General features: G+C 70.6%; 16 protein-coding genes. 14 read left to right on the top strand and 2 right to left on the bottom strand.

Translation table 11 applies throughout. From position 1 onward, the window contains the following. Positions 1-532: HNH endonuclease signature motif containing protein (locus ISU10_RS15550; protein WP_228501040.1), on the top strand; the 532-nt coding region annotated here is incomplete at its 5' end. 88 nt (positions 533-620) lie between these two features. Then, positions 621-1,352: a tyrosine-protein phosphatase gene (locus tag ISU10_RS15545; RefSeq protein WP_370865484.1), complete on the top strand. Its 732-nt coding sequence runs from the start codon at positions 621-623 to the stop codon at positions 1,350-1,352. Here ISU10_RS15545 and ISU10_RS15540 read toward each other — a convergent pair. Next, positions 1,336-2,523, bottom strand: a complete 1,188-nt coding sequence (locus ISU10_RS15540; protein ID WP_370865483.1) for an MFS transporter — start codon at positions 2,521-2,523, stop codon at positions 1,336-1,338. The genes ISU10_RS15545 and ISU10_RS15540 overlap by 17 nt on opposite strands. 25 nt (positions 2,524-2,548) lie before the next feature. Then, positions 2,549-3,529 carry an endonuclease/exonuclease/phosphatase family protein gene (locus tag ISU10_RS15535; RefSeq protein WP_194697319.1) on the bottom strand — a complete coding sequence of 327 codons (981 nt, stop codon included), beginning with the start codon at positions 3,527-3,529 and terminating at the stop codon, positions 2,549-2,551. 47 nt (positions 3,530-3,576) lie between these two features. On the opposite strand from ISU10_RS15535, the gene ISU10_RS15530 reads away from it, so the two are divergent. The 12 genes from ISU10_RS15530 to ISU10_RS15475 all read left to right on the top strand — a co-directional run bounded on the left by ISU10_RS15530 (position 3,577) and on the right by ISU10_RS15475 (position 20,957). Continuing rightward, the gene (locus ISU10_RS15530) at positions 3,577-4,602 is read left to right on the top strand and encodes a M28 family metallopeptidase (protein ID WP_194697318.1); all 1,026 of its coding nucleotides are present in this window, start codon (positions 3,577-3,579) and stop codon (positions 4,600-4,602) included. 50 nt (positions 4,603-4,652) lie between these two features. Further along, entirely contained in the window at positions 4,653-5,864 is a 1,212-nt protein-coding gene (locus ISU10_RS15525; RefSeq protein WP_228501038.1) for a winged helix DNA-binding domain-containing protein, read from the top strand. Positions 5,865-6,296: 432 nt separating this feature from the next. Then, the gene (locus ISU10_RS15520) at positions 6,297-8,921 is read left to right on the top strand and encodes a rhamnan synthesis F family protein (protein ID WP_194697317.1); all 2,625 of its coding nucleotides are present in this window, start codon (positions 6,297-6,299) and stop codon (positions 8,919-8,921) included. Continuing rightward, on the top strand, positions 8,918-11,539 hold the full coding sequence (locus tag ISU10_RS15515) for a CDP-glycerol glycerophosphotransferase family protein (RefSeq protein WP_194697316.1): 2,622 nt from the start codon (positions 8,918-8,920) through the stop codon (positions 11,537-11,539). Before ISU10_RS15520 ends, ISU10_RS15515 begins: the two co-directional genes overlap by 4 nt. A 43-nt stretch (positions 11,540-11,582) precedes the next feature. Then, entirely contained in the window at positions 11,583-12,305 is a 723-nt protein-coding gene (locus tag ISU10_RS15510; RefSeq protein WP_370865479.1) for a TIGR03936 family radical SAM-associated protein, read from the top strand. Positions 12,306-12,782: 477 nt separating this feature from the next. Beyond that, positions 12,783-15,482 carry an Rne/Rng family ribonuclease gene (locus tag ISU10_RS15505; protein ID WP_442417794.1) on the top strand — a complete coding sequence of 900 codons (2,700 nt, stop codon included), beginning with the start codon at positions 12,783-12,785 and terminating at the stop codon, positions 15,480-15,482. Between the two features lie 188 nt (positions 15,483-15,670). Further along, complete coding sequence (gene rplU / locus ISU10_RS15500) at positions 15,671-15,973, top strand: 50S ribosomal protein L21 (RefSeq protein ID WP_194697313.1); 303 nt, start codon at positions 15,671-15,673, stop codon at positions 15,971-15,973. 39 nt (positions 15,974-16,012) lie between these two features. Continuing rightward, a complete protein-coding gene (gene rpmA, locus ISU10_RS15495; protein ID WP_194697312.1) occupies positions 16,013-16,267 on the top strand; it encodes a 50S ribosomal protein L27 in 255 nt (84 codons plus the stop codon). Positions 16,268-16,362: 95 nt separating this feature from the next. After that, complete coding sequence (gene obgE / locus ISU10_RS15490) at positions 16,363-17,895, top strand: GTPase ObgE (protein ID WP_194697311.1); 1,533 nt, start codon at positions 16,363-16,365, stop codon at positions 17,893-17,895. Further along, positions 17,892-19,007 carry a glutamate 5-kinase gene (proB, locus tag ISU10_RS15485; protein ID WP_194697310.1) on the top strand — a complete coding sequence of 372 codons (1,116 nt, stop codon included), beginning with the start codon at positions 17,892-17,894 and terminating at the stop codon, positions 19,005-19,007. Before obgE ends, proB begins: the two co-directional genes overlap by 4 nt. Then, on the top strand, positions 19,004-19,684 hold the full coding sequence (locus ISU10_RS15480) for a nucleotidyltransferase domain-containing protein (protein WP_228501035.1): 681 nt from the start codon (positions 19,004-19,006) through the stop codon (positions 19,682-19,684). Before proB ends, ISU10_RS15480 begins: the two co-directional genes overlap by 4 nt. Before the next feature lie 79 nt (positions 19,685-19,763). Continuing rightward, a complete protein-coding gene (locus ISU10_RS15475; RefSeq protein ID WP_194697309.1) occupies positions 19,764-20,957 on the top strand; it encodes a cysteine desulfurase family protein in 1,194 nt (397 codons plus the stop codon). Positions 20,958-20,966 lie beyond the last annotated feature (9 nt).

Genomic DNA, 20,966 nt, shown 5'->3' with positions numbered 1-20,966 from the left:
CGGCCGTGCCGGGAGGGCGGATCTGGTGCTGAGCCTGGACCTGGCCACCCTGGCCGACCTGGCCACCCGTGGGGTGATCGGCCCGGTCGATGCGGGCCGGTGGGGTGTCGCGACCAGCGACCTGGTCAAGGCCTGGGTCACCGACTGGCTCGGAGTCGACACCAGGATCGTCGTGCGGCCGGTGTTGGATCTGACCGACCCGACCACCGTCCCGGCCGTGGATGGGCATGACCCGCCCGATCCGATGGCCTGGTACGTCCGGTTGCGGGACCCGGTCTGTGTCTTCCCCGGCTGCACCCGGGCCTCCCGAGACTGCGATCTGGACCACATCGAGGCCTACCTCCCGATAGCTGAGGGGGGCCCACCGGGCCAGACCCACCCCGACAACCTCGCCCCGCTGTGCCGCCGGCACCACCGGGTCAAGACCCACGCCCGCTGGTCCTACCACCGCCTACCCGACGACGGCTACCAATGGACGACTCCGACCGGACGGGTCATCGACACCCCACCACCACGCCGCTACCGGCGTTGACCAGCAGCGTCCTACGCGCGACGAAGTCGGTGTCCACGCGTGCTGCCTCTTGGTGCAGTGAGCCGCAGCACTTTCGTAAGGTCGCACCGTGACGACCTCGGACTACACACCCCTCCACCTCGACTGGCCGGGTATGCACAACGTGCGCGACCTGGGTGGTCTCCCGGTGCGCGACGGCCACATCAAGCAGGGGGCGCTGATCCGCGCGGAGTCGCTGACGCGGCTCGGTGATGGTGGCGTCGATCGGCTCGCCGCAGAGGGAGTCTCGCGCGTCATCGACCTGCGTCGGGTGGGAGAGTCATCTGAGCCACATCCCTACGCCGACGACGGCGACATCTACGTCAACCTCCCCGTCGAAGACCCGGGCGACCTCAAGACGATGGCGGAGTCGATGGCCGAGCTCTACGTCGAGATGGTCGACGCGCGGCCGGACCTCTTCGCAGGTGCTGTCGCCGCCATCGCCGATGCGCCAGCAGGAGCGGTCGTCGTGCACTGTGCCGGTGGCAAGGACCGGACCGGCTTGGTCGTCGCGATGGCCCTGACGTTGGCCGGCGCCGACCCCGATCGCGTCGCCGCGGACTACGCGCTCACCCAGGAGCGCAACGCCCCCCTCGTCAACGGCTACCTGGAGTCGATCGAGGACGAAACGGCGCGCGAGCGGGTCCGCGAGTTCATCGCGACGCCCGAGTCCAACATGTTGACGGTCCTGGAGCACATCGACGCCGAGCACGGTGGCGTCGAGGCCTACCTGCGAAGCGGTGGGCTGAGCGAGGACCAGGCACGCCGGCTGCGTCAGCGGTTGGTCACCGACGAGACGTGAGCTGGTCCTCGACGTACATCGGGCGGGCGACGTAGGCAGCGACCGCGAACAGCGGCAGCACCAGCACGATCAACAGCGTGAGCGGCCAGGTCCAGCCGTCAGTGGCGTCGTACAGCGCCCCGATCGTGAACGGTCCGGTGGCAGCGACCAGGTAGCCCAGCGACTGCGTGACGCCCGACAGCGCCGCCGTACCTTCCGGAGTCCGGGCGCGTAGCCCGACCAGCACCAGGATCAGCGGGAACGTCGTGGTGCCCGCCCCCACGAACAGCGCCCACACGATGGCGAGGGAGTGCGGCGCGACCATCAGCCCGACGTAGCCGACGAAGTAGCACGCCATGATCGCGAACAGCAGGCTCCGCGGGTCGGGTGACCTCGCCAGCTTGGTCGGTGCCCAGAGCGACAAGGGGATCGCGGTAGCGGCGAGCAGCCCGACGAGCAGACCGGCCTGCGTCGCGCTGAACCCGGCGTCGCGCCACAGCGTCGCGAACCACCCGAAGCACACGTAGGCCTGCAGTGACTGGAACGCGAAGAAGACCGCCATCGCCTTGCCCAAGGGGGTGCGCAGCACGTCGAGGTAGGTGATGGTGCGCTCGGGCCGGGCGAGATGGCGGTCGTGCGCGATCAGCCCCAGCCACGGCACGGCCGCGACCAGGGCGACCACGGCCCAGATTCCGAGTCCGTCGCGCCAGCCGCCCAGGGCGTGGGACAAGGGCACGGTGAACATCAGGGCCGCGGTCAGGCCCGTCGATAGCGCCGTGCTGTAGATCGCGGTGACCAGTCCGATGCGGTCGGGGAAGTGCAGCTTGACGAGCGAGGGCAGCACCACGTTGGCGACGGCCATGCCCGACAGGGCGAGCATCGAGAGAGCCAGGAAGGGCAGCTCGTGGTCCACGAGTACGCGTGTGCCGAGCCCGACGACCACGCACAGCAGTGCCAGCAGCGCGATGCGGTGCAGTCCGAGGCGGCTGGCGAGGTACGGCGCCAATGCGCCGAACAGGGCGAACGCGAGCACCGGCAGGCTCGTCAGCAACCCGGCTGTCGCGGCGTTCATGCCGAGACCGGCACGCACCTCCGAGAGCACCGGCCCGACGCTGACCGCCGCAGGGCGCAGATTGAGTGACAGGAGGATGAGCCCGACCAGCACCCAGGTCGTACGGCGCGTCGACGGCACCGGACGATGGTGGCAGGTGGCGACCTCAGCCGCAGACCCGGGGCGAGCGCAGCAAGAACCTGCCGACGACGCCGCGATGGTCGGAGACGGCTGACTGCCAGGTCGCCATCACGGTCGGTGTCCACTCGTCGTTGGCGAGCAGGTAGTCGATGCGTGAGCGAGGGGCGTTGTTCGGCACCGTCAGGCCGTTGCCGTCACCGACCAGTGGCCAGGGGTCGAGGAGGTCGGTGTGGCTCGCGTCGAGCGCGAGGGCGAGAGTGTCCGACTCGGGCGAGGCGTTGAAGTCGCCTCCGAAGATCACCGGCAACGGGTCGACGCCGATGATGTCGCGGGCCACCCGCATCTGCTGCTGCCGCAGCGACGGCGTGGTGTGGTCCAGGTGCGCGTTGTAGATGCTGATCTCGCGCCCCTTCAGGCGCAGCACCAGGTGCTGCAGTCCGCGCTGCTGCCGACCTGGCCTGTTGGGGAGGAACGTGTGGCTCCAGCTGTCTACCTTGAGCCGGGTCAGCACGGCCGTCCCGTAGTTGCTGACCGGCTCGCCGACCCGGCGGCTGGGTCGCACGACGTTGGTGGCGAACACGTCCTTCATGCCCAAGGCGTCGGCGAGGTAGGCCGCCTCGTCCACGAACCCGCTGCGTGACCGTCCGTCGTCGACCTCCTGCAGCAGCACGACGTCCGGCTCCGTGGCCCCGATCTCGGCGGCGATCCGCACCAGCTCGAAGCCGGCAGCTCCGATCGCACTGTGGATGTTGAAGGTGACGATGGTCAGTGGCACGGTCCCGCCGACCCGGTGGCACGGGGCGATGGTCGCTCCCGCGACGACAGGGGGGAGGGGTCGCGCCGGTGGCTCGTCCTCCGTCGTGGGGGGACGGGTCGGGCTCGGGCGGTTCGACGGGTCGGCCGACATCGGCACCGGACCCTGCGCGGGCGCATAGACGGCGACGAGCAGCGCCACGAGAACCGCGGTCGCGAGCAGCGCGACCAGGCCGTGCGTCCGCCTGCCCATGGCCTCATTGTCGCGGCAAGGTGGGCAAGGGTGGCTACGGTCTGGGAATGAGGCGGTACGACGGCCCTGCCCGCACCGGCGCCGCGCTCGCCGGTGCGTTGCTCCTCGCCTCCTGCTCGGGCGCCGGCTCGACGCAGAGCCGGCCCGACGCCTCACCGTCCGGTCCGCCGTTCGAGACACTGACGGCGCCACCAACAGCGACACCAACAGCGACACCAACAGCGACGCCTGCCACCGCCGAGCCCTCGACCATCCCGGCCCCGCCGGTGCCGGCGTTCTCCGCCCGGCGGGCCATGCGCACCGTCCGGTTCCTGGCGGCGACCGTCGGTCCGCGGCTGGCCACGGGTCCGGCGTTCGGCAGATCCGCCCGCTGGCTCGAGCGGAAGCTCGAGTCGCTCGGCTACGACGTGACCACCCAGTCCTTTCCCGTCCCGGCCGGCGACTCCTGGGGTGTGCCCGTCGAGGCAGGTACGTCGGTCAACGTCGTCGCGACGCCACCTGGCTTCGATGCCGAGTCGCCGTACGTCGTCGTGGGCGCACACCTCGACACGGTGGCGGTGTCTCCGGGAGCGGAGGACAACGCATCCGGCATCGCCGTCCTGCTCGAGACCGCTCGCCGCGCCGCGGCAGCGCCACCGGCGTTGCCGGTGGTCTTCGTCGGCTTCGGGGGAGAGGAACCGCGGGGGACAGGCGACGCCGAGCACCACTTCGGCTCGCGCCACTACGTCGACCAGATGACCAGGTCCGAGCGGCGACGCCTGCGCGGCATGGTGGCGATGGACCGGGTCGGGGTCGGGGAGGTGGTGCCGATCGGCTTCGTGCCCGGGGCCGACACCTCGGTGCGCACCGGACTCGCCCGGGCGGCGGCACGACTCGACGTCCGCAGCTCGCTCGGGGAGAACACCGCCAGCGACCACGAGTCGTTCGCCGACGAGGGGATGCCGTCGGCGCGCCTGGGCAGCACGAGCTATGCGGCCTACCACAGCTCCGCTGACCGACCGGACGTCGTCGGTCCCGCCCAGCTGCGACGCGTCGGTCGCGTCCTGTGGGAGTGGCTGCGCCGGGTGCGCTGAGGCCCGCGGATGTCCTGGGGGTGTCGGCGGGCTCCGGCAGGATGGCCGACATGGCGGATCCGGCACCCGTGCGACACGTGGGCGACGACGAGCGCCGCGCCCGGATCGCACGCCGCCACGGCATCGCGCCGCAGGCCCGGCTCCCCGATCCGGTTGCGGCCACGCGGGCGATGACGGTGCTCCACGCCACCGAGCCCGCGACGGTCTACCTGTCGTTGCAGGCCAGGGTCGACGGGCTCTCGGTGGCAGCTGTCGACCGTGAGCTCTACGACCAGCGCTCGCTGGTCAAGCAGCTCGCCATGCGCCGCACGGTGTTCGTGTTCCCGCGCGACCTGCTGCCGGCCGCCTGGGGGAGCAGCTCGGCCCGGGTGGCCGCCCAGCTGCGACCACGTCTGGCCAAGGACGTCGAGCAAGGCGGCCTGGCCGATGACGGCGCCGCCTGGGTCGACCGCGCCTGCGCGGCCGTCATCCAGCGGCTGGCCGACGGCAGCGAGCTCTCGGCCAAGGCCCTGCGCGAGGAGCTGCCGGCGCTCGAGGGCCGCATCGACATCGCGGTCGGCAAGGCCTACGGCGCCAACGTGGCGATGGCTCCGCGGGTGCTCACCCAGCTCGGCGTCGAGGCCCAGATCGCGAGGGGTCGCAACGGCGGCCACTGGCGCATCTCACGACCGCAGTGGACCTCGATGCGGGCGTGGCTGGGCCAGGTCCCCGATGCCTGGACGCCCGACGAGGGCTGGGCCGAGCTGGTGCGCCGCTGGCTGCGCACGTTCGGTCCCGGCACCTCGGGCGACATCCAGTGGTGGTTGGGGGCCACCGCCGGCATCGTCAAGCGGGCGCTCGCCGACGTCGGCGCCGTCCCGGTGTCGCTGCCAGGGGGCCAGACGGGCTGGTTGCTCGAGGACGACCTCGACCCGGAGACCTACGACGAGCCGTGGGTGGCCCTGCTGCCGGTCCTCGACCCGACGGTGATGGGCTGGAAGTCACGCGACTTCTACCTTCCTCCCGAACACGTGCCCCACCTGTTCGACAGCAACGGCAACGCCGGCACCACGGCCTGGGTCGACGGCCGGATCGTCGGTTGCTGGGTGCAGGACGAGGCGGGCGTGGTCGACGTACGCCTCCTGGAGAGGGTCTCGCGACCGGCCACGAAGGCGTTGGCCCACGAGGCCGCACGGCTCACCGACTGGCTCGAGGGCGTCAAGGTCGGCACGGTCTACCCCTCGGCGGCGATGAAGGCCGTCCAGCACGTCGGACCTGCCTGAGGGGGGCGCCGCTCGATTCGCCCTCAGCCACAGGGCTGTTGATAGCGTGCGCTCTCGAAGGGAATCGAGCCGCTCAGGGGTGTGTGTCATCTCCACCTGGGGGGAAGCGTGGATTCGGGTCAGCGCGGGAAAGGCAAGACGGTTGGTGGACGCTCATGCTGATGTCCAGTCGGCGGAGACAGAGCACCTCCGTGCGGCGCTGCGCCTGTGCCAACAAGAGCTCGCTCACGTTCGTGCCGAGCAGGAGACCTGGGCCGAGGAGCTCACTACCGTCAAAGCCCAGCGCGGCAAGGCGCGCAGGCGCGCGGCTCAGTTGGCCGAGCAGGTCCGCCAGCTCGAGGCCGCGCAAGCAGGCGGTCGGGGCCGACTGCGACACCGGCTGGCTGGAGGCCGGTTCGGGCAGGCGTGGCGGCGGTTGCGCGGTCGTCGGCGGTGAGTCCCGCACGACAGGACGCCTCGACCCGCGCTCGTCGACGGTTCCTGCGGGAGTCCGGATGGTTCGACCACGACTGGTACTCCGCCCGGACGGCCGCGACCTTCGGCTCCCCGGACGACGCACTGCGGCACTTCCTGGCCAGCTCCGGGGGGATCGCGCCCAACCCGGCTCTGGCAGCTCTCCAGGCCGCGACACAGGCCCGCCCGTCCACGGATGCTCACGACGACGTGCCGTCGGAGGACGACCCGCAGCTACGCCGTGAGGTGGCGCTGGTCGCCTCCTCGGGCCTGTTCGACGCCGACTTCTATCGCGCGGTCAACCCCGACATGCGTCACTCGAGGGATCCGTTGCTCCACTACTGCCGAGTGGGGTGGCGTGAGGGGCGGCAGCCGAGCGCCGACTTCGACACCTGGCACTACTGGAGCACGCACCTCACGCCGGAGGTCGAGGGCGTCAACCCTCTCGTGCACCACATCCTCGTGGGCCAGCCAGCAGGATGGTCGACCAAGGCCGGGTGGAGGCCGGCCCTTCCGGGCGCGGACCTGCGTGGGCCTCGACCGGTCCGGCGCGCGTGCCTCTTCGCCGGCTACGACGCCAACGGGAGGATCGACGAGACGCTCGTCGGCTACGTGCGGGAGCTCGCCAGGCACGCTGACGTCTACTTCCTGGCGGACTGCTACATCGAGGACACTGAGCTCGAGAAGCTCGCCGAGGTGACCACGGCGGCCTGGGCCATCCCGCAGGGTGCCTACGACTTCGGCTCGTGGAGCACCCTGGCTCGCGACCTGGTCGGCTGGGAGGCCTTGGAGACCTACGACGAGGTGCTGTTCGTCAACGACAGCTGCTACCTGCTCAAGCCCCTCGACGAGGTCTTCGAGCAGATGGACCGCAGCGTCTGCGACTGGTGGGGGTTGCAGGCGACCAAGGGGGTCGCCCGGACGGCGGAGCCGGTTCAGGACGTCACCGTCGCCCCGATCCCGCTCTCCCACGTCCGCGACCACCTGCTGGAGCAGTTCGCGGCCGAGCCGGAGTACGACTTCCTGGTCGGGTCCTACTTCCTCGCCTTCCGCGGGCCGGTCATCACCGACAGCGGCTTTCGGCGCTTGCTCGACTCCGTGTGCCGCCAGCGCAGCAAACGGGCCATCGTGCACAAGTACGAGATCGGACTGACCAACTACCTGATCTCGCAAGGCCACTCGTTCGACACGTTCGTCGACTCGCTCTACCCGTTCCAGCCGGTCTTCACCAACCAGTACTTCCGGCTGCTCGAGCGCGGGTTCCCGCTGCTGAAGAAGTACTTCCTGTACGAGAACCACTACGACACTCCCGACCTCGAGAACTGGAAGGAGCGGATCACCGCCGTCGTCCCCGGAGCGCCGGTGGACGTGATCGAGCAGAACCTGCTGCGCACGGCTCCAGACGACCGGCTCCGACGCAGCTTCTCGATCGTGACCCAGCCGGACGGAAGCGTGCACGTACCCTGCCTCCTCAGCCGCGAGGAGTTCCACGAAGCCGATCGGCTGGTGCCGACCTTCGACCACTGGTGGGCCTTCTTGGTCTCACCCGACGGAGAGCTGTCGGCGAGCTGCCGCGCGGTCTTCGAGGAGGTGCACGATGACCCCTCGCTGAAGAAGATCGTGCTGACCAGAAGTCTTCGCCTCGGGCTCAGCGGTGAGAACGTCGTCGTCGTGCCACTGCAGAGCCCCGAAGGACAGCGACTGCTCCTGCGGTCGGGCGTCGTCCTCGTTCCCGGGCGGACCGAGGAGACCCTGCCGTGGCCGCTCAACCACCGCCATCGCGTGATCGCCCTGCCATCAGGGGTGGCGGCGGAGCGCCGGTCGCCCGCCAGGTTCGACGTGCGGCCGGTGAGACGGGCTCCCACGAGCCGCCTGCAGGCGTTCGTCGCCTCTTCCGCTGTGGACTGCGTGGCCGCGGCCTCTCACCACTACCCGGTGCACTATGACCTCGGGTGGGTGAGCGGACTGCCAGCCAACGACTTCCTCGTCATGCCCACCAACCGGTTGCCTGACGAGATCCTCGCCGAGCAGCAGCAGATCGAGGAGCTGCTGGGCCGACGCAGGCTGGTCGCGTTCTTGCCGACGCGCGATCCCCGTGCCGCTGACTGCCTCACCCCCGATGAGCTGGACTGGCTCCGCAGCTGGTGCCGTCAGCACGATGCCGTGGTCGGCGTGCGCGAGGACCCACACAGCCGGGACCGCGCCACGTGGCGAGCGCTGCGTGGCCAGGCCATCGACCTCTCGCACGACCGGTTCCGACATACGGTCGCCGTCCTCAGGAGCGCCGCTGCACTCGTGACGGGCAGACCGGGTGTGGCGCTCGACTTCACGATCACCGGTCGACCGGTCGTGCCGTTCCTCCCCGGCGCACCCGACGAGCGTGACACGTCCTACTTCGCCCTCGACCAGATGATGCCTGCGCCGGTGTGCCGGGACACCGCACAGCTACGACGGGCCTTCGACGAGCTCCTCTCGCCGCCCGAGCCGCCCGACGATCACCACTACCGTCGCGTGCGAGACCTGTTCCATGAGCACCTCGACCACCACAGCGCGGCTCGCGTCGTACGACGAGTGCGTGAGCTGGTCTTGCAGGACGCCGGATGACGGCGACCTCGACCAGCAGCGCCACTGCCGGCTCCGGCGCGATGAGCGGGGCCGAGTTCGCAAGGTCATGGTCGCTGTTCGTGCGTGCCTGGGCCGACGCGCACGCGATCTCCCACCGGAGGTCGGCCGACCTGGTGGCGCGTGCCCTCGCCAACGGCCTCGAGCCCGCGCCCGCGGGCGACGTCGGTCCGGTCAAGGCGGAGGTGGAGCGAAGCTGCGCGATCGCGGTCCTGCGGGGGCACGGTGGCTTCGACGACGAGCGCTACCTCGAGTCCCACCCGAGCGTCGCCGAACGCGGGATGGACCCGGTGCGTCACTTCCACGAACACGGCTGGAAGCAGCTGGTCAACCCGTGCCACGAGTTCGACACCTGGTGGTACTGGGTCGAGTACCTCGACCCCACGGTCGAAGACGTCGACCCCTACCTGCACTACGTGCTGGCCGGCCGTTTCGCCGGACACCTGCCGACCCCGGCACGTCGGGAGACGCGGCCGGCCACGTCGTACCCGACAGGCACCGACATCCGTCGGGTCTGCCTGTTCGCGGCCTACGACGTCGACGGTGTCGTGGACGACTACGTCGTGGCGTACCTGACGGAGCTCAGCCGGCACTGTGACGTCTACTACCTGGCCGACAGTCACGTCGACAAGGCAGAGCTGGCCAAGCTCGACGGCATCACCACTGGCGCCTGGGCGATCCGCCACGGCATGTACGACTTCGGCTCGTTCTCCCTGCTGGCCCGAGACCTCGTCGGGTGGAGCAGGATCGAGGAGTACGACGAGCTGGTGCTCGCCAACGACAGTGCCTACCTGCTCAAGCCGCTCGACGAGATGTTCGAGCGCATGGACCGTCGCGCCTGCGACTGGTGGGGCCTGCAGGCGACGAAGCGGCCGTTCCGGGAGGAGCGCGGGTTCTCGCGTCCCGTCCCGTTGGAGCAGGCGAAGCGTCACATGGTCGGCGAGCCGGAGATGTTGCCCCTCGATCACCTGCACCTGAGCTCCTACCTCATGGTGTTCCGCAAGCCGGTGGTTCTCGACCCGGGCTTCCGCCGGCGTCTGGACACCGTGGTCAGGCAGCAGCGCAAGATCGCGGTCATCTTGAAGTACGAGGTGGGCCTGAGCCGCTACCTGATGTCTGCCGGGTTCGACTTCGAGACCTTCGTCGACGACCTCTACCCGTTCCATCCTCTGTACACCGAGGACTACTTCGCCCTGCTCCGCAACGGGTTCCCGCTGCTCAAGCGCAACCTCATCACCGAGAACCCGCGCAAAGCCTGCGACGTGCGCGACTGGAAGCGCCGGGTCACCGACGTGGTTCCCGATGCTCCCGTCGAGATGTTGGAGCGCAACCTGCTGCGCGTGGCAGCCGACGACACCTTGCAGCGCAGCTTCTCGGTGCGCGTAGCCGCGGACGGGACCCCGACCGTGCCGCCGATGCTGGACGCCGCCGAGCTTCGCGCGGAGGATCGCCGGACGCCGACGTTCGACCACTGGTGGGCCTTCCCGGTGTGCGCCTTCGACCACACGTTCGCCGGCAACGAGCGGGCGGTCTTCGAGGAGGTCAAGGACGACCCCTCGATCAAGAAGATCGTCCTCACCCGCTCCAGGCGCGTGGAGGTGGCCGGGGAGAACGTCGTGGTCGTACCCCTGTTCAGCCCCGAGGGTCAGTACTACGCGCTTCGTGCCGGTCAGGTCTTCGTCAAGCACGCGGCAGGGATCAACCTGCCGTTCGGACTGTCGCCGAACCGGCGCAACTTCATCAACCTCTGGCACGGCATCCCCTTGAAGCGGTTCGGGTTCGCCGGCCTCGACCTGCAGGGCCGGGTCCGTCGTGCGCTCGGCCGGGAGCACGGCGCCTGCCGCGCGGTGATCGCCTCCTCGCGGCTCGACGCCCTCGCGATGCAGGCGGCCCTCCACCCGCTCACCCTCGACCACATGTGGGTGACGGGACTGCCGCGCAACGACTTCATCGTGCGCGAGGAGGAGCAGCTGCCTGCTGACCTCCGTGCGGCGTTGGAGCGGTTACGCGTCGAGGTCGCCGGTCGCTCCCTGGTGCTGTTCCTGCCCACGTTCAAGCAGGACCAGTTCGACGCCTACTACGAGTTCGACCAGGCCGAGATCGCCTGGCTCAAGGACTGGTGTGTCAGGCACAACGCCGTCATCGGGGTGCGCGAGCACATGGCCGACACCGCCCGCACCTACTCCGAGATGCTCGCACCCCTCGACCCGATCGACCTGTCCTCGCGACGCTACCCCGACCTCGAGGTGCTCTACCGGGCTGCCGATGCTCTGGTGACCGACTACTCCAGCTGTATCGTCGACTTCCTTCTCACCGGCCGGCAGGTGATCAGCTTCGCCTACGACTACGAGCGCTACGCCCAGGAGGAGCGCGGGCTGTTCTACCACCTCGACGACGTACTCCCGGGTCCGGTCTGCCGCGACTTCGCGCAGCTCTCGACCGCGCTGGACTCGGTCTTCGACGAGCAGACACCGGAGCAGCGAGCCGAGTACGAATGGCGTCGTCGGCTCTTCTTCGACCACCTCGACGATCGGGCCGCCTCCCGGGTGGTCGACAACGTCAAGCGGCTCTATGTCGGTCCCGACGAGGCCCGCGGCTAGCAGTCTCCGCAGCCGCGACGAGGACGGCGGCTACCGTGTGCCGGTGCCGTCTCGTCAGCCACCCGAGCAGCAGGCCCCGCCCGTGCAGCGGCTGCGGATCCGCTACGCCAAGCGGGGCCGGCTGCGATTCACCAGCCATCGCGACTTCAGCAGGGCCTTCGAGCGCGCGGTCGTGCGGGCACGTCTGCCGATGGCCTACTCCTCGGGCTTCAACCCGCACCCCCGGATCAGCTACGCGGGTGCGGCTCCGACGGGCGCGGCGAGCGAGGCCGAGTACCTCGAGATCGGTCTCGCGCGGGTCTGCGACCCCGAGGACGTACGACGAGAGCTGGCCGAGGCGCTCCCGGACGGCCTCGACGTGGTCGAGGTCGTCGACGCCGCGACTGGTGGCAGCGGGTCGCTGGCCGACCGCCTCGTGGCGAGTCGCTGGACCGTCGTCGTGGCTGCTCCCGCCGAGGAGGTGGTGTCGGCGGTCGATGCGTTCCTCGCCGTCGAGTCTGTGCCGGTCGAGCGGATGACGAAGAAGGGCCTGCGCACCTTCGACTGCCGGCAGGCCGTCGTCGCCATGTCGGCAGCTCCGCACGAGGTGGGCGCCTTGCTGGACATGACCCTGAGACACACCGTGCCGGCAGTCCGTCCCGACGACGTGCTGACGGGGCTCGGCGAGGTGACCGGGCTGCAGCCGTCCGCTCCGCCGCTGGTGAGCAGGCTTCGACAAGGCCCCCTCGACGACGCCACGGGTGAGGTCGGCGACCCGCTGGCATGAGCGGCACTCCGGTCGTAATGGCCGGACCCGGCGAGGGCTGTGCGATACTGACCGCGGTTGCACCGGCTGCCCGAAGAACCCTTGGGGTGGCAGGGACGACCCGACGACGTTCTCGCCGGCCTTGCTCAACCGAGCGAGGTGGGCACACCGAGAACCCGTCGCGACCAGACCGCGACGCGGCTCCCGCCAGGGGCCCGGCGACCGCGGTAGGCAGCGGCAGGACTCTCGTGACGCACACCGCGGAGGGTGTCGCCGCCGACGAAGACTTTGCACTGCGCCGCGATGCGGGTGGCAGTGCCAGACACGGTCCGGTGTCGCGATGCGGCCCCGGGCGGAGGAGCAGCCAGCATGCTCGACGACACCCCGACCGACGCAGACTTCTCCGAGGGCAACAGCGCCCCTGAGGCCCCGGCTCCCGATCCGGCGGCATCGGACACCGCGGCGCCCACCGCCAAGAAGGCGACCGCGAAGAAGGCCGTGGCCAAGAAGGCCACCGCCAAGAAGGCCGCGAGCAAGAAGGCGACCACGGCGAAGAAGACCGCGGCCAAGAAGGCCGCGAAGGTCGTCGACACGCCCGAGGCTCCCGCCGCTCCTGCGGCTGAGTCTGCGGACGTCCAGGCTCTGCCGTCCGCCGACAAGCCGAAGGCCAAGCGCACCCGCAAGAAGGCCGCCGAGGCCCGACCTGGGACCCCGGCTCCCGAGAGCTCCGCGGTGGAGAGTGCCGAGACCGACCAGGCGGCCGCGCCCCTCGCCGTACCCCTCTTCCAAGCCCCTGAGACCCCGACCAGCCGGCGCCGCCGATCGACCAAGAAGACCGCCGAGACCGCCGAGACCGCCGAGACCCAGGCGCCTGTCGCTGTGGACGAGCCAGCCGGCGACGCGCACCCGACGTCGGGTCCGGAGTCGGACGAGGCCGCCGAGGGCGCCGAGGGCGCGGGCGACGAGTCGGCTACCGGCCGCCGTCGTCGTCGTCGTGGCGGACGTCGTCGCCGCAAGTCCGGCGAGGGCGGCGAGTCCGACGCTGGCGAGGCTGGCGAGGCTGGCGCGAGCGACGCTGATGCCGAGTCGCCGGAGCCCGGCGACGAGGCCGCGGAGACGACCTCGCGGCGCCGGCGCCGGCGCCGTCGGGCCGGTGAGGACGGCGCCGAGGTCGGCGACGACCCGCAGAACACCGTGACCCGAGTGCGCAAGGTGCGCAGCGCCGAGGACGAGATCACCGCCGTGTCGGGCTCGACCCGCCTGGAGGCCAAGAAGCAGCGGCGCCGTGAGGGCCGCGAGGCCGGCCGGCGTCGCGCTCCGATCGTGAGCGAGGCCGAGTTCCTGGCTCGCCGCGAGTCGGTCGAGCGGGTGATGGTCGTCCGCCAGCGAGACGAGCTCACCCAGATCGCCGTGCTCGAGGACAAGGTGCTCGTCGAGCACTACGTCGCCCGCGAGTCGCAGACCTCGCTGATCGGCAACGTCTATCTCGGCCGGGTGCAGAACGTGCTGCCCTCGATGGAGGCGGCCTTCGTCGACATCGGCAAGGGCCGCAACGCGGTGCTCTACGCCGGCGAGGTGAACTGGTCGGCCCTGGGTCACCCCGATGGCCAGCCGCGCAAGATCGAGTCGGTGCTCAGCTCCGGGCAGCAGATCCTGGTGCAGGTCACCAAGGACCCCATCGGCCACAAGGGCGCCCGGCTCACCAGCCAGGTCAGCCTGGCGGGCAGGTTCTTGGTGTACGTGCCCGACGGCACCACCAGCGGCATCTCGCGCAAGCTGCCCGACACCGAGCGCAACCGTCTCAAGACCCTGCTCAAGGAGATCGTCCCCGACACGGCCGGCGTCATCGTCCGCACCGCCGCCGAGGGCGCCAGCGAGGACGAGCTGACCCGAGACGTCGAGCGGCTCAAGGCGCGGTGGGAGGACATCGAGCGCAAGGCGGCGTCCAAGGGCGCCAGCGCCCAGCTGCTGTACGGCGAGCCGGACCTGACGCTGAAGGTCGTGCGCGACCTGTTCACCGAGGACTTCACCAAGCTGGTCATCGAGGGCGATGACGCCTGGGAGACCGTGCAGGGCTACGTCGCCCACGTCGCCCCCGACCTCCAAGACCGCCTCGAGCGCTACCGCCCCGAGGACCACGGCGGGCGCGACGTCTTCGCCACCTACCGACTCGACGAGCAGATCCACAAGGGACTGGACCGCAAGGTCTGGCTGCCCTCGGGCGGCTCGCTGATCATCGACCGCACCGAGGCGATGACCGTGGTCGACGTCAACACCGGGAAGTTCACCGGCTCGGGCGGCAACCTCGAGGAGACGGTCACCAAGAACAACCTCGAGGCGGCCGAGGAGATCGTGCGCCAGCTGCGGCTGCGCGACATCGGCGGCATCATCGTCGTCGACTTCATCGATATGGTGCTGGAGTCCAACCGCGATCTGGTGCTGCGCCGGCTGGTGGAGTGCCTGGGCCGCGACCGCACGCGCCACCAGGTCGCCGAGGTGACCTCGCTCGGCCTCGTGCAGATGACCCGCAAGCGGATCGGGACCGGTCTGCTCGAGGCGTTCAGCCGCGAGTGCGAGCACTGCCACGGTCGCGGTCTGGTGATCGCCGACGCCCCGGTCGAGCCGCGCCGGACCGAGGACGAAGGGGCCCGTCGTACCAGCCGCCGCCGGGGGCGCGGCGCTGCCGAGCAGCCCGCGGCCACCAAGACCTCCGGTCCGCCGTCACCGATGGCCGTGGCGGCGATGGCCCAGCAGCACGGGCCCGTCGACCCCGACTCGACCGACGCGACGGACTTCGATGACGAGCCGGACCTGCCTGACGTGGTGGAGGCCGTCGAGGTGCTCGAGGCCGCCGAGGCCGACGAGACCTCTGCCCTCAAGGGTCTTCTCGAGGTCGAGTCCGCCGAGGACGAGCAGCCGGACCAGACCGCGGAGGCCGAGCCGGGCGAGACTGCCGACGCGGCACCGACGGGGCCGACAGGGCCGACAGAGCTGCCCAGGGTTGTCACTCGCACGCGACGCCGGGCTGCCAGCCGACCGGCCGGACCGCCCGCTGCGACGGTCGCCGACCAGGCGCCCGAGGCCGCGACCGCCGTACTCGTCGAGGACGGCGGCGCCACCGACGGCGACTCCCACGACCACCACGAGTCGGGCCCGGCCCTGCACGTGCCGATCAAGCGACGCGGACGCAAGCGCTAGCGTTTTGCGCTCGTCCCGGCTCGGTCCGTACTATTGATCCTCAGTGCGCCCACGCCCTCGAGCTCCAGTCAACGGCGCGGCGCCCCACCCGCGCGAGCGGCATCGCCGAGGACCACCCTGGTGTGCGTCCGGGCGAACCAGAACCAGCAGTTCCGAGCAGACCAGCAGTATCGACGAAGGAGACCGCGGTGTACGCGATCGTGCGCGCAGGCGCCACCCAGCAGAAGGTTGCCGTCGGCGACGTCATCGAGATCGACAAGGTCGCGACGGCGGTCGGCGAGACGCTGACACTGCCGGTCCTGATGGTCGTCGACGGCGAGAAGGTCACCGCGACCGGGCTCGACAAGGCCGGCGTGACCGTCGAGGTCCTCGGCGCCACCAAGGGTCCCAAGATCATCATCCAGAAGTACAAGAACAAGACCGGCTACAAGAAGCGCCAGGGTCACCGTCAGAAGTACACCCAGGTCAAGGTCACCGACATCTCCGTCTGAGCCCAACCCGCTTGGCTCCCTGATCAAGGACTGAATCCCATGGCACACAAGAAGGGCGCCGCGTCCACCAAGAACGGCCGCGACTCCAACTCCCAGCGTCTCGGCGTCAAGCGCTTCGGCGGCCAGGTCGTCAGCGCGGGCGAGATCATCGTCCGCCAGCGCGGCACCCACTTCCACCCGGGCAACGGCGTGGGCCGCGGCGGCGACGACACGCTGTTCGCGCTGGTGCCGGGTGCGGTCGAGTTCGGCACCCGCCGCGGTCGCAAGGTCGTCAACATCGTCCCGGGTGAGTGACCTGACGCTCACCTCCTAGCTTCCACTTCGAAGGGCGTCCCACCTGGGGCGCCCTTCGTGCTTGATCTCCACAAGCCCGATCGGCGGTACCACCCATGGCTGTTCCCACGTTCGTGGACCGGGTGACGCTGCACGTCAGCGCCGGCCGCGGGGGCAACGGTGTCGCCTCGGTGCACCGCGAGAAGTTCAAGCCGCTGGGTGGTCCCGACGGCGGCAACGGCGGTCCGGGCGGGTCGGTGATCCTGCGCGTCGACCCCGACGTGACCACCTTGCTCGACTACCACCACAGCTCACGTCGCAAGGCCGAGGCGGGCGGTCACGGCGCCGGGGGCATGCGCAACGGCAGCCACGGTGCCGACCTGGTCTTGCCGGTCCCCGACGGCACGGTCGTGCACGACGTGCGCTCCGGTGAGGTGCTGGCCGACCTGGTCGGTCCTGGCACCGAGCTGGTGATCGCCCAAGGTGGCCGCGGCGGGCTGGGCAATGCCGCCCTGGCCAGCGCCAAGCGGAAGGCGCCGGGGTTCGCGCTGCTCGGCGAGCCCGGCGAGGAGCTGGAGATCCGGCTCGAGCTCAAGGTGGTCGCCGACGTCGGCCTGGTCGGCTTTCCCAGCGCCGGCAAGTCCAGCCTGATCGCCGCGATCTCGCGGGCCCGACCCAAGATCGCCGACTACCCGTTCACCACGTTGGTGCCCAACCTGGGCGTGGTGACCGCCGGTGAGACGACCTTCACCGTCGCCGACGTCCCCGGCCTGATCGAGGGCGCCAGCGAGGGCCGCGGCCTCGGCCACGACTTCCTGCGCCACATCGAGCGGTGCGCGGCCATCGTGCACGTGATCGACACCGCCACCCTCGAGCCGGGTCGCAACCCTGTCGAGGACCTCGACATCATCGAGAACGAGCTGAGCCGCTACGGCGGTCTCGACGACCGCCCCCGACTGGTCGCTCTCAACAAGGTCGACGTGCCCGACGGCTCCGAGATCGCCGACATGGTGCTCGAGGAGCTGCGCGAGCGGGGCTTGGCGGTCTTCTCGGTCTCCGCCATGAGCGGCGCCGGCCTGCGGGAGCTGACCTTCGCGATGGCCGCCATCGTGCAGGCCGCACGCACGGCTCGCCCTGTGGTCGAGACCAAGCGCATCGTGATCCGGCCGCCCTCCGCCGACGGCGGCGACGACTTCTCGGTCACCCAGACTGCCGACGGCTGGCAGGTGCGCGGTGAGAAGCCGCAGCGCTGGGTGCGTCAGACCGACTTCTCCAACGACGAGGCGGTCGGCTTCCTGGCCGACCGCCTCAACCGGCTCGGGGTCGAGAAGCGCCTGGTCGAGCTCGGCGCCCAGGAGGGCGACACCGTCTTGATCGGACACCCCGACGATGCCGTGGTCTTCGACTTCAAGCCCGGCATCGACGCCGGTGCCGAGATCCTGACGCGGCGTGGCGAGGACCAGCGGTTCGAGGAGAAGCGTCCGGCCGCAAGACGGCGTCGCGAGATCGAGGAGGCGATGCCCGAGCGCAGCGAGACCGAGACGCGTGCCGATGTGGCCCGCCGGCTCGACGAGCGCCGCACGCGCACCGGCCCGATGTCCTACGAGATCGGCGGACCCGACGACCCCGACCGGCAGGACGACGCGTGAGCAGCAGGCGGGTCGTGGTCGATGCCCGACGTGTCGTGGTCAAGATCGGCTCGTCCTCGCTCACGACCGCCGAGGGTGGCATCGACCCCCAGCGGCTGGCGGCCCTGGTCGACGTGCTCGCCGACGTACGCCGCCGCGGAGCAGAGGTCGTGCTGGTCTCCTCCGGCGCGATCGCCGCCGGACTGTCGCCCCTCGGGCTCAAGCGCCGGCCGAGGGCGCTGCCCGTGCAGCAGGCGGCTGCCTCTGTCGGGCAGGGGCTGTTGGTGCACCGCTACACCGAGGAGCTGGCCCGTCACGACATCGTGGCAGGACAGGTGCTGCTGACCCTCGACGACGTCACCCGGCGCTCGCACTACCGCAACGCCCACCAGACCTTCGCCAAGCTGCTGGAGCTCGGCGTGCTGCCGATCGTCAACGAGAACGACACCGTCGCCACGACCGAGATCCGCTTCGGCGACAACGACCGGCTGGCCGCGCTGGTCGCCCACCTCGTGCACGCCGATCTGCTGGTCCTGCTCAGCGACGTCGACGGGCTCTACGACGGCAACCCGGCCACGGGTCCGGCGACGCTGGTGACCGACGTCGTGACGCCTGACGACCTGGCCGCCGTACGCATCGGGTCCACCGGCAGCGCCGGGCTGGGCTCGGGCGGGATGGTGACGAAGGTCGAGTCGGCGCGGATCGCCACCGGCGCCGGCATCCCGGTCGTGCTGACCTCCGCCGCCAACGCGGGCGCGGCGATGGCCGGAGAGGCAGTGGGCACGCTGTTCCACTCGACCGGTCGACGTCGCCCGAGACGGCTGCTGTGGCTGGCCCATGCCACCGACCCGCGGGGTCGCATCCAGCTCGACGCCGGCGCCGTGCGCGCGGTGCTCGAGCGCCGGGCCTCGCTGCTGGCAGCCGGGGTCACCGGGGTCGAGGGTGAGTTCGTCGCCGGGGACCCGGTCGACCTGACCGACCCCGACGGACGTCCCGTCGCACGCGGCCTGGTCAACTTCGACGCCGCCGAGCTGCCGTCCTTGCTGGGCCGCTCCTCCCACGAGCTCAAGCGCGAGCTCGGCGCGGGATACGAGCGCGAGGTCGTGCACCGCGATGACATGGTGCTGCTGTGAACGACCCAGGAGGCGTCCCGCGCGAGCCGCTGATGCGGACCGAGGCCGAGGAGGCCGAGGACCACTACTGGGAGCGCCTCTACGGGACGTACGACTGCTTCGACCCGGCCGGGATGCAGGAGTTCTTCGACGGGTTCGAACGGCCGTGGTGGGTGGTCGGCGGCTGGGCCATCGAGGCGTTCACCGGGGTGCCGCGCGAGCACGAGGACATCGACGTCTCGATCCTGACCTGCGACGTCCCCGCCTTGCGTGAGCACGTCGGGGACTCCCTGCAGCTGTGGAACATCGCCGACGGCGCCTTGCGGCCGATCATCGACCACTGGCCCGACGTGCAGCACCCCGAGAGCCAGATCTGGGGCCGGCGGGACCCGTTGTCGCCGTGGGTCTTCGACATGCCACTGACCCCCGACCGCGACGGGCTGTGGACCAACAAGAAGCTGCCCGGCCACGTGGCGCCGCTCGAGGAGGTCACCTGGGTGGCCGACGACGGGATCCGCTACCTCAACCCCGAGATCGTGCTGATGTTCAAGGCCCGTCTCGGTCGCCTCAAGGACACCCGTGACCTCGAGCACGCCTGGCCCCTGATGGACGAGCGCGCCCGAGCCTGGCTGCGCGAGACCGTCGAGCAGCTGTTCCCGGGGCACGCCTGGTCGGCCCGTCTGGGCATCGACGCCTAGCGGGGAATCGCAGGGCCGGAGGGTCAGCCGTCGGTCGGTTTCAGCGGCCCTCGCCCCGCGCCGTACGCTTGCGGATGCCATGAACGACCTCACGGGGAAGCCGGTCTACCTCGACCACGCCGCCACCACACCGATGCTGCCCGCGGCCATCGAGGCGATGACCCGTCATCTGTCGGAGGTCGGCAACCCGAGCTCGCTGCACGCCAGCGGTCGCCGGGCCCGCCGAGTCGTCGAGGAGGCGCGCGAGACGATCGCCGGCGCGATGAGCTGTCGTCCCGGTGACGTCGTCTTCACCTCCGGTGGGACCGAGGCCGACAACCTGGCGCTCAAGGGCGCGTTCTGGTCGAGGCACCAGGCCGATCCGCGACGCAGGCGCATCCTCTCGACAGCCGTCGAGCACCACGCGGTCCTCGACCCGCTGATGTGGTTGGCCGAGGAGGTCGACGCCGAGGTCGAGCTGCTACCGGTCGACCGCTACGGCCGCCTCGAGGTCGAGGCGCTGCGCACGAGCATCGAGCGTGACCCTGGGAGCGTTGCCCTGGTCTCGGTCATGTGGGCCAACAACGAGGTCGGCACCCTCCAGCCGGTCGACGAGGTCGTGGCGCTGGCGTCTCGTCACGGCATCCCTGTCCACACCGATGCCGTGCAGGCGGTGGGCAACGTACCCGTCGACTTCGCGGCGTCCGGGGTCGACATGTTGACGCTGACCGGGCACAAGGTGGGCGGACCGTTCGGCGTGGGCGCGCTCGTCGTACGCCGTGAGCTCGAGGTCACCGCGATGCTGCACGGGGGTGGCCAGGAGCGTGACATCCGTTCCGGCACGCTCGATGCCCCCGCGATCGCCGGCTTCGCCGCCGCGGTCGAGGCGGCGGTGAAGGGCCAGCCCGAGCACGCCGAGCGGATCGCAGTCCTGCGCGACCGCCTCGTGGCCGACGTACGCCGGGTCGTGCCCGACGCGGTCGCCAACGGACACCCGACGCTGAGGCTGCCCGGCAACGCCCACCTGCGCTTCCCCGGATGTGCGGGTGACTCGTTGCTGATGCTGCTCGATGCGCGCGACATCGAGTGCTCGACCGGCTCTGCCTGCTCAGCCGGTATCGCCCAGCCCTCGCACGTGCTCATCGCCATGGGGATGGACGAGGAGGACGCGCTCAGTTCGCTGCGGTTCTCCTTGGGTCACACCAGCACCGACGCCGACGTCGATGCCCTGGCGGCGGCGATCGGTCCGTGCGTCGACCGCGCCCGCGCCTCCCGCCAGCCCGTGGCGCGCTGATGGCCGGCC

The sequence above is a fragment of the Nocardioides agariphilus genome, assembly GCF_015352445.1.
GTDB classification, from domain to species: domain Bacteria; phylum Actinomycetota; class Actinomycetes; order Propionibacteriales; family Nocardioidaceae; genus Nocardioides; species Nocardioides agariphilus.
The sequence above is the reverse complement of the archived record's forward strand: the minus strand, read 5'-3'. Positions and strand labels throughout refer to the sequence as shown.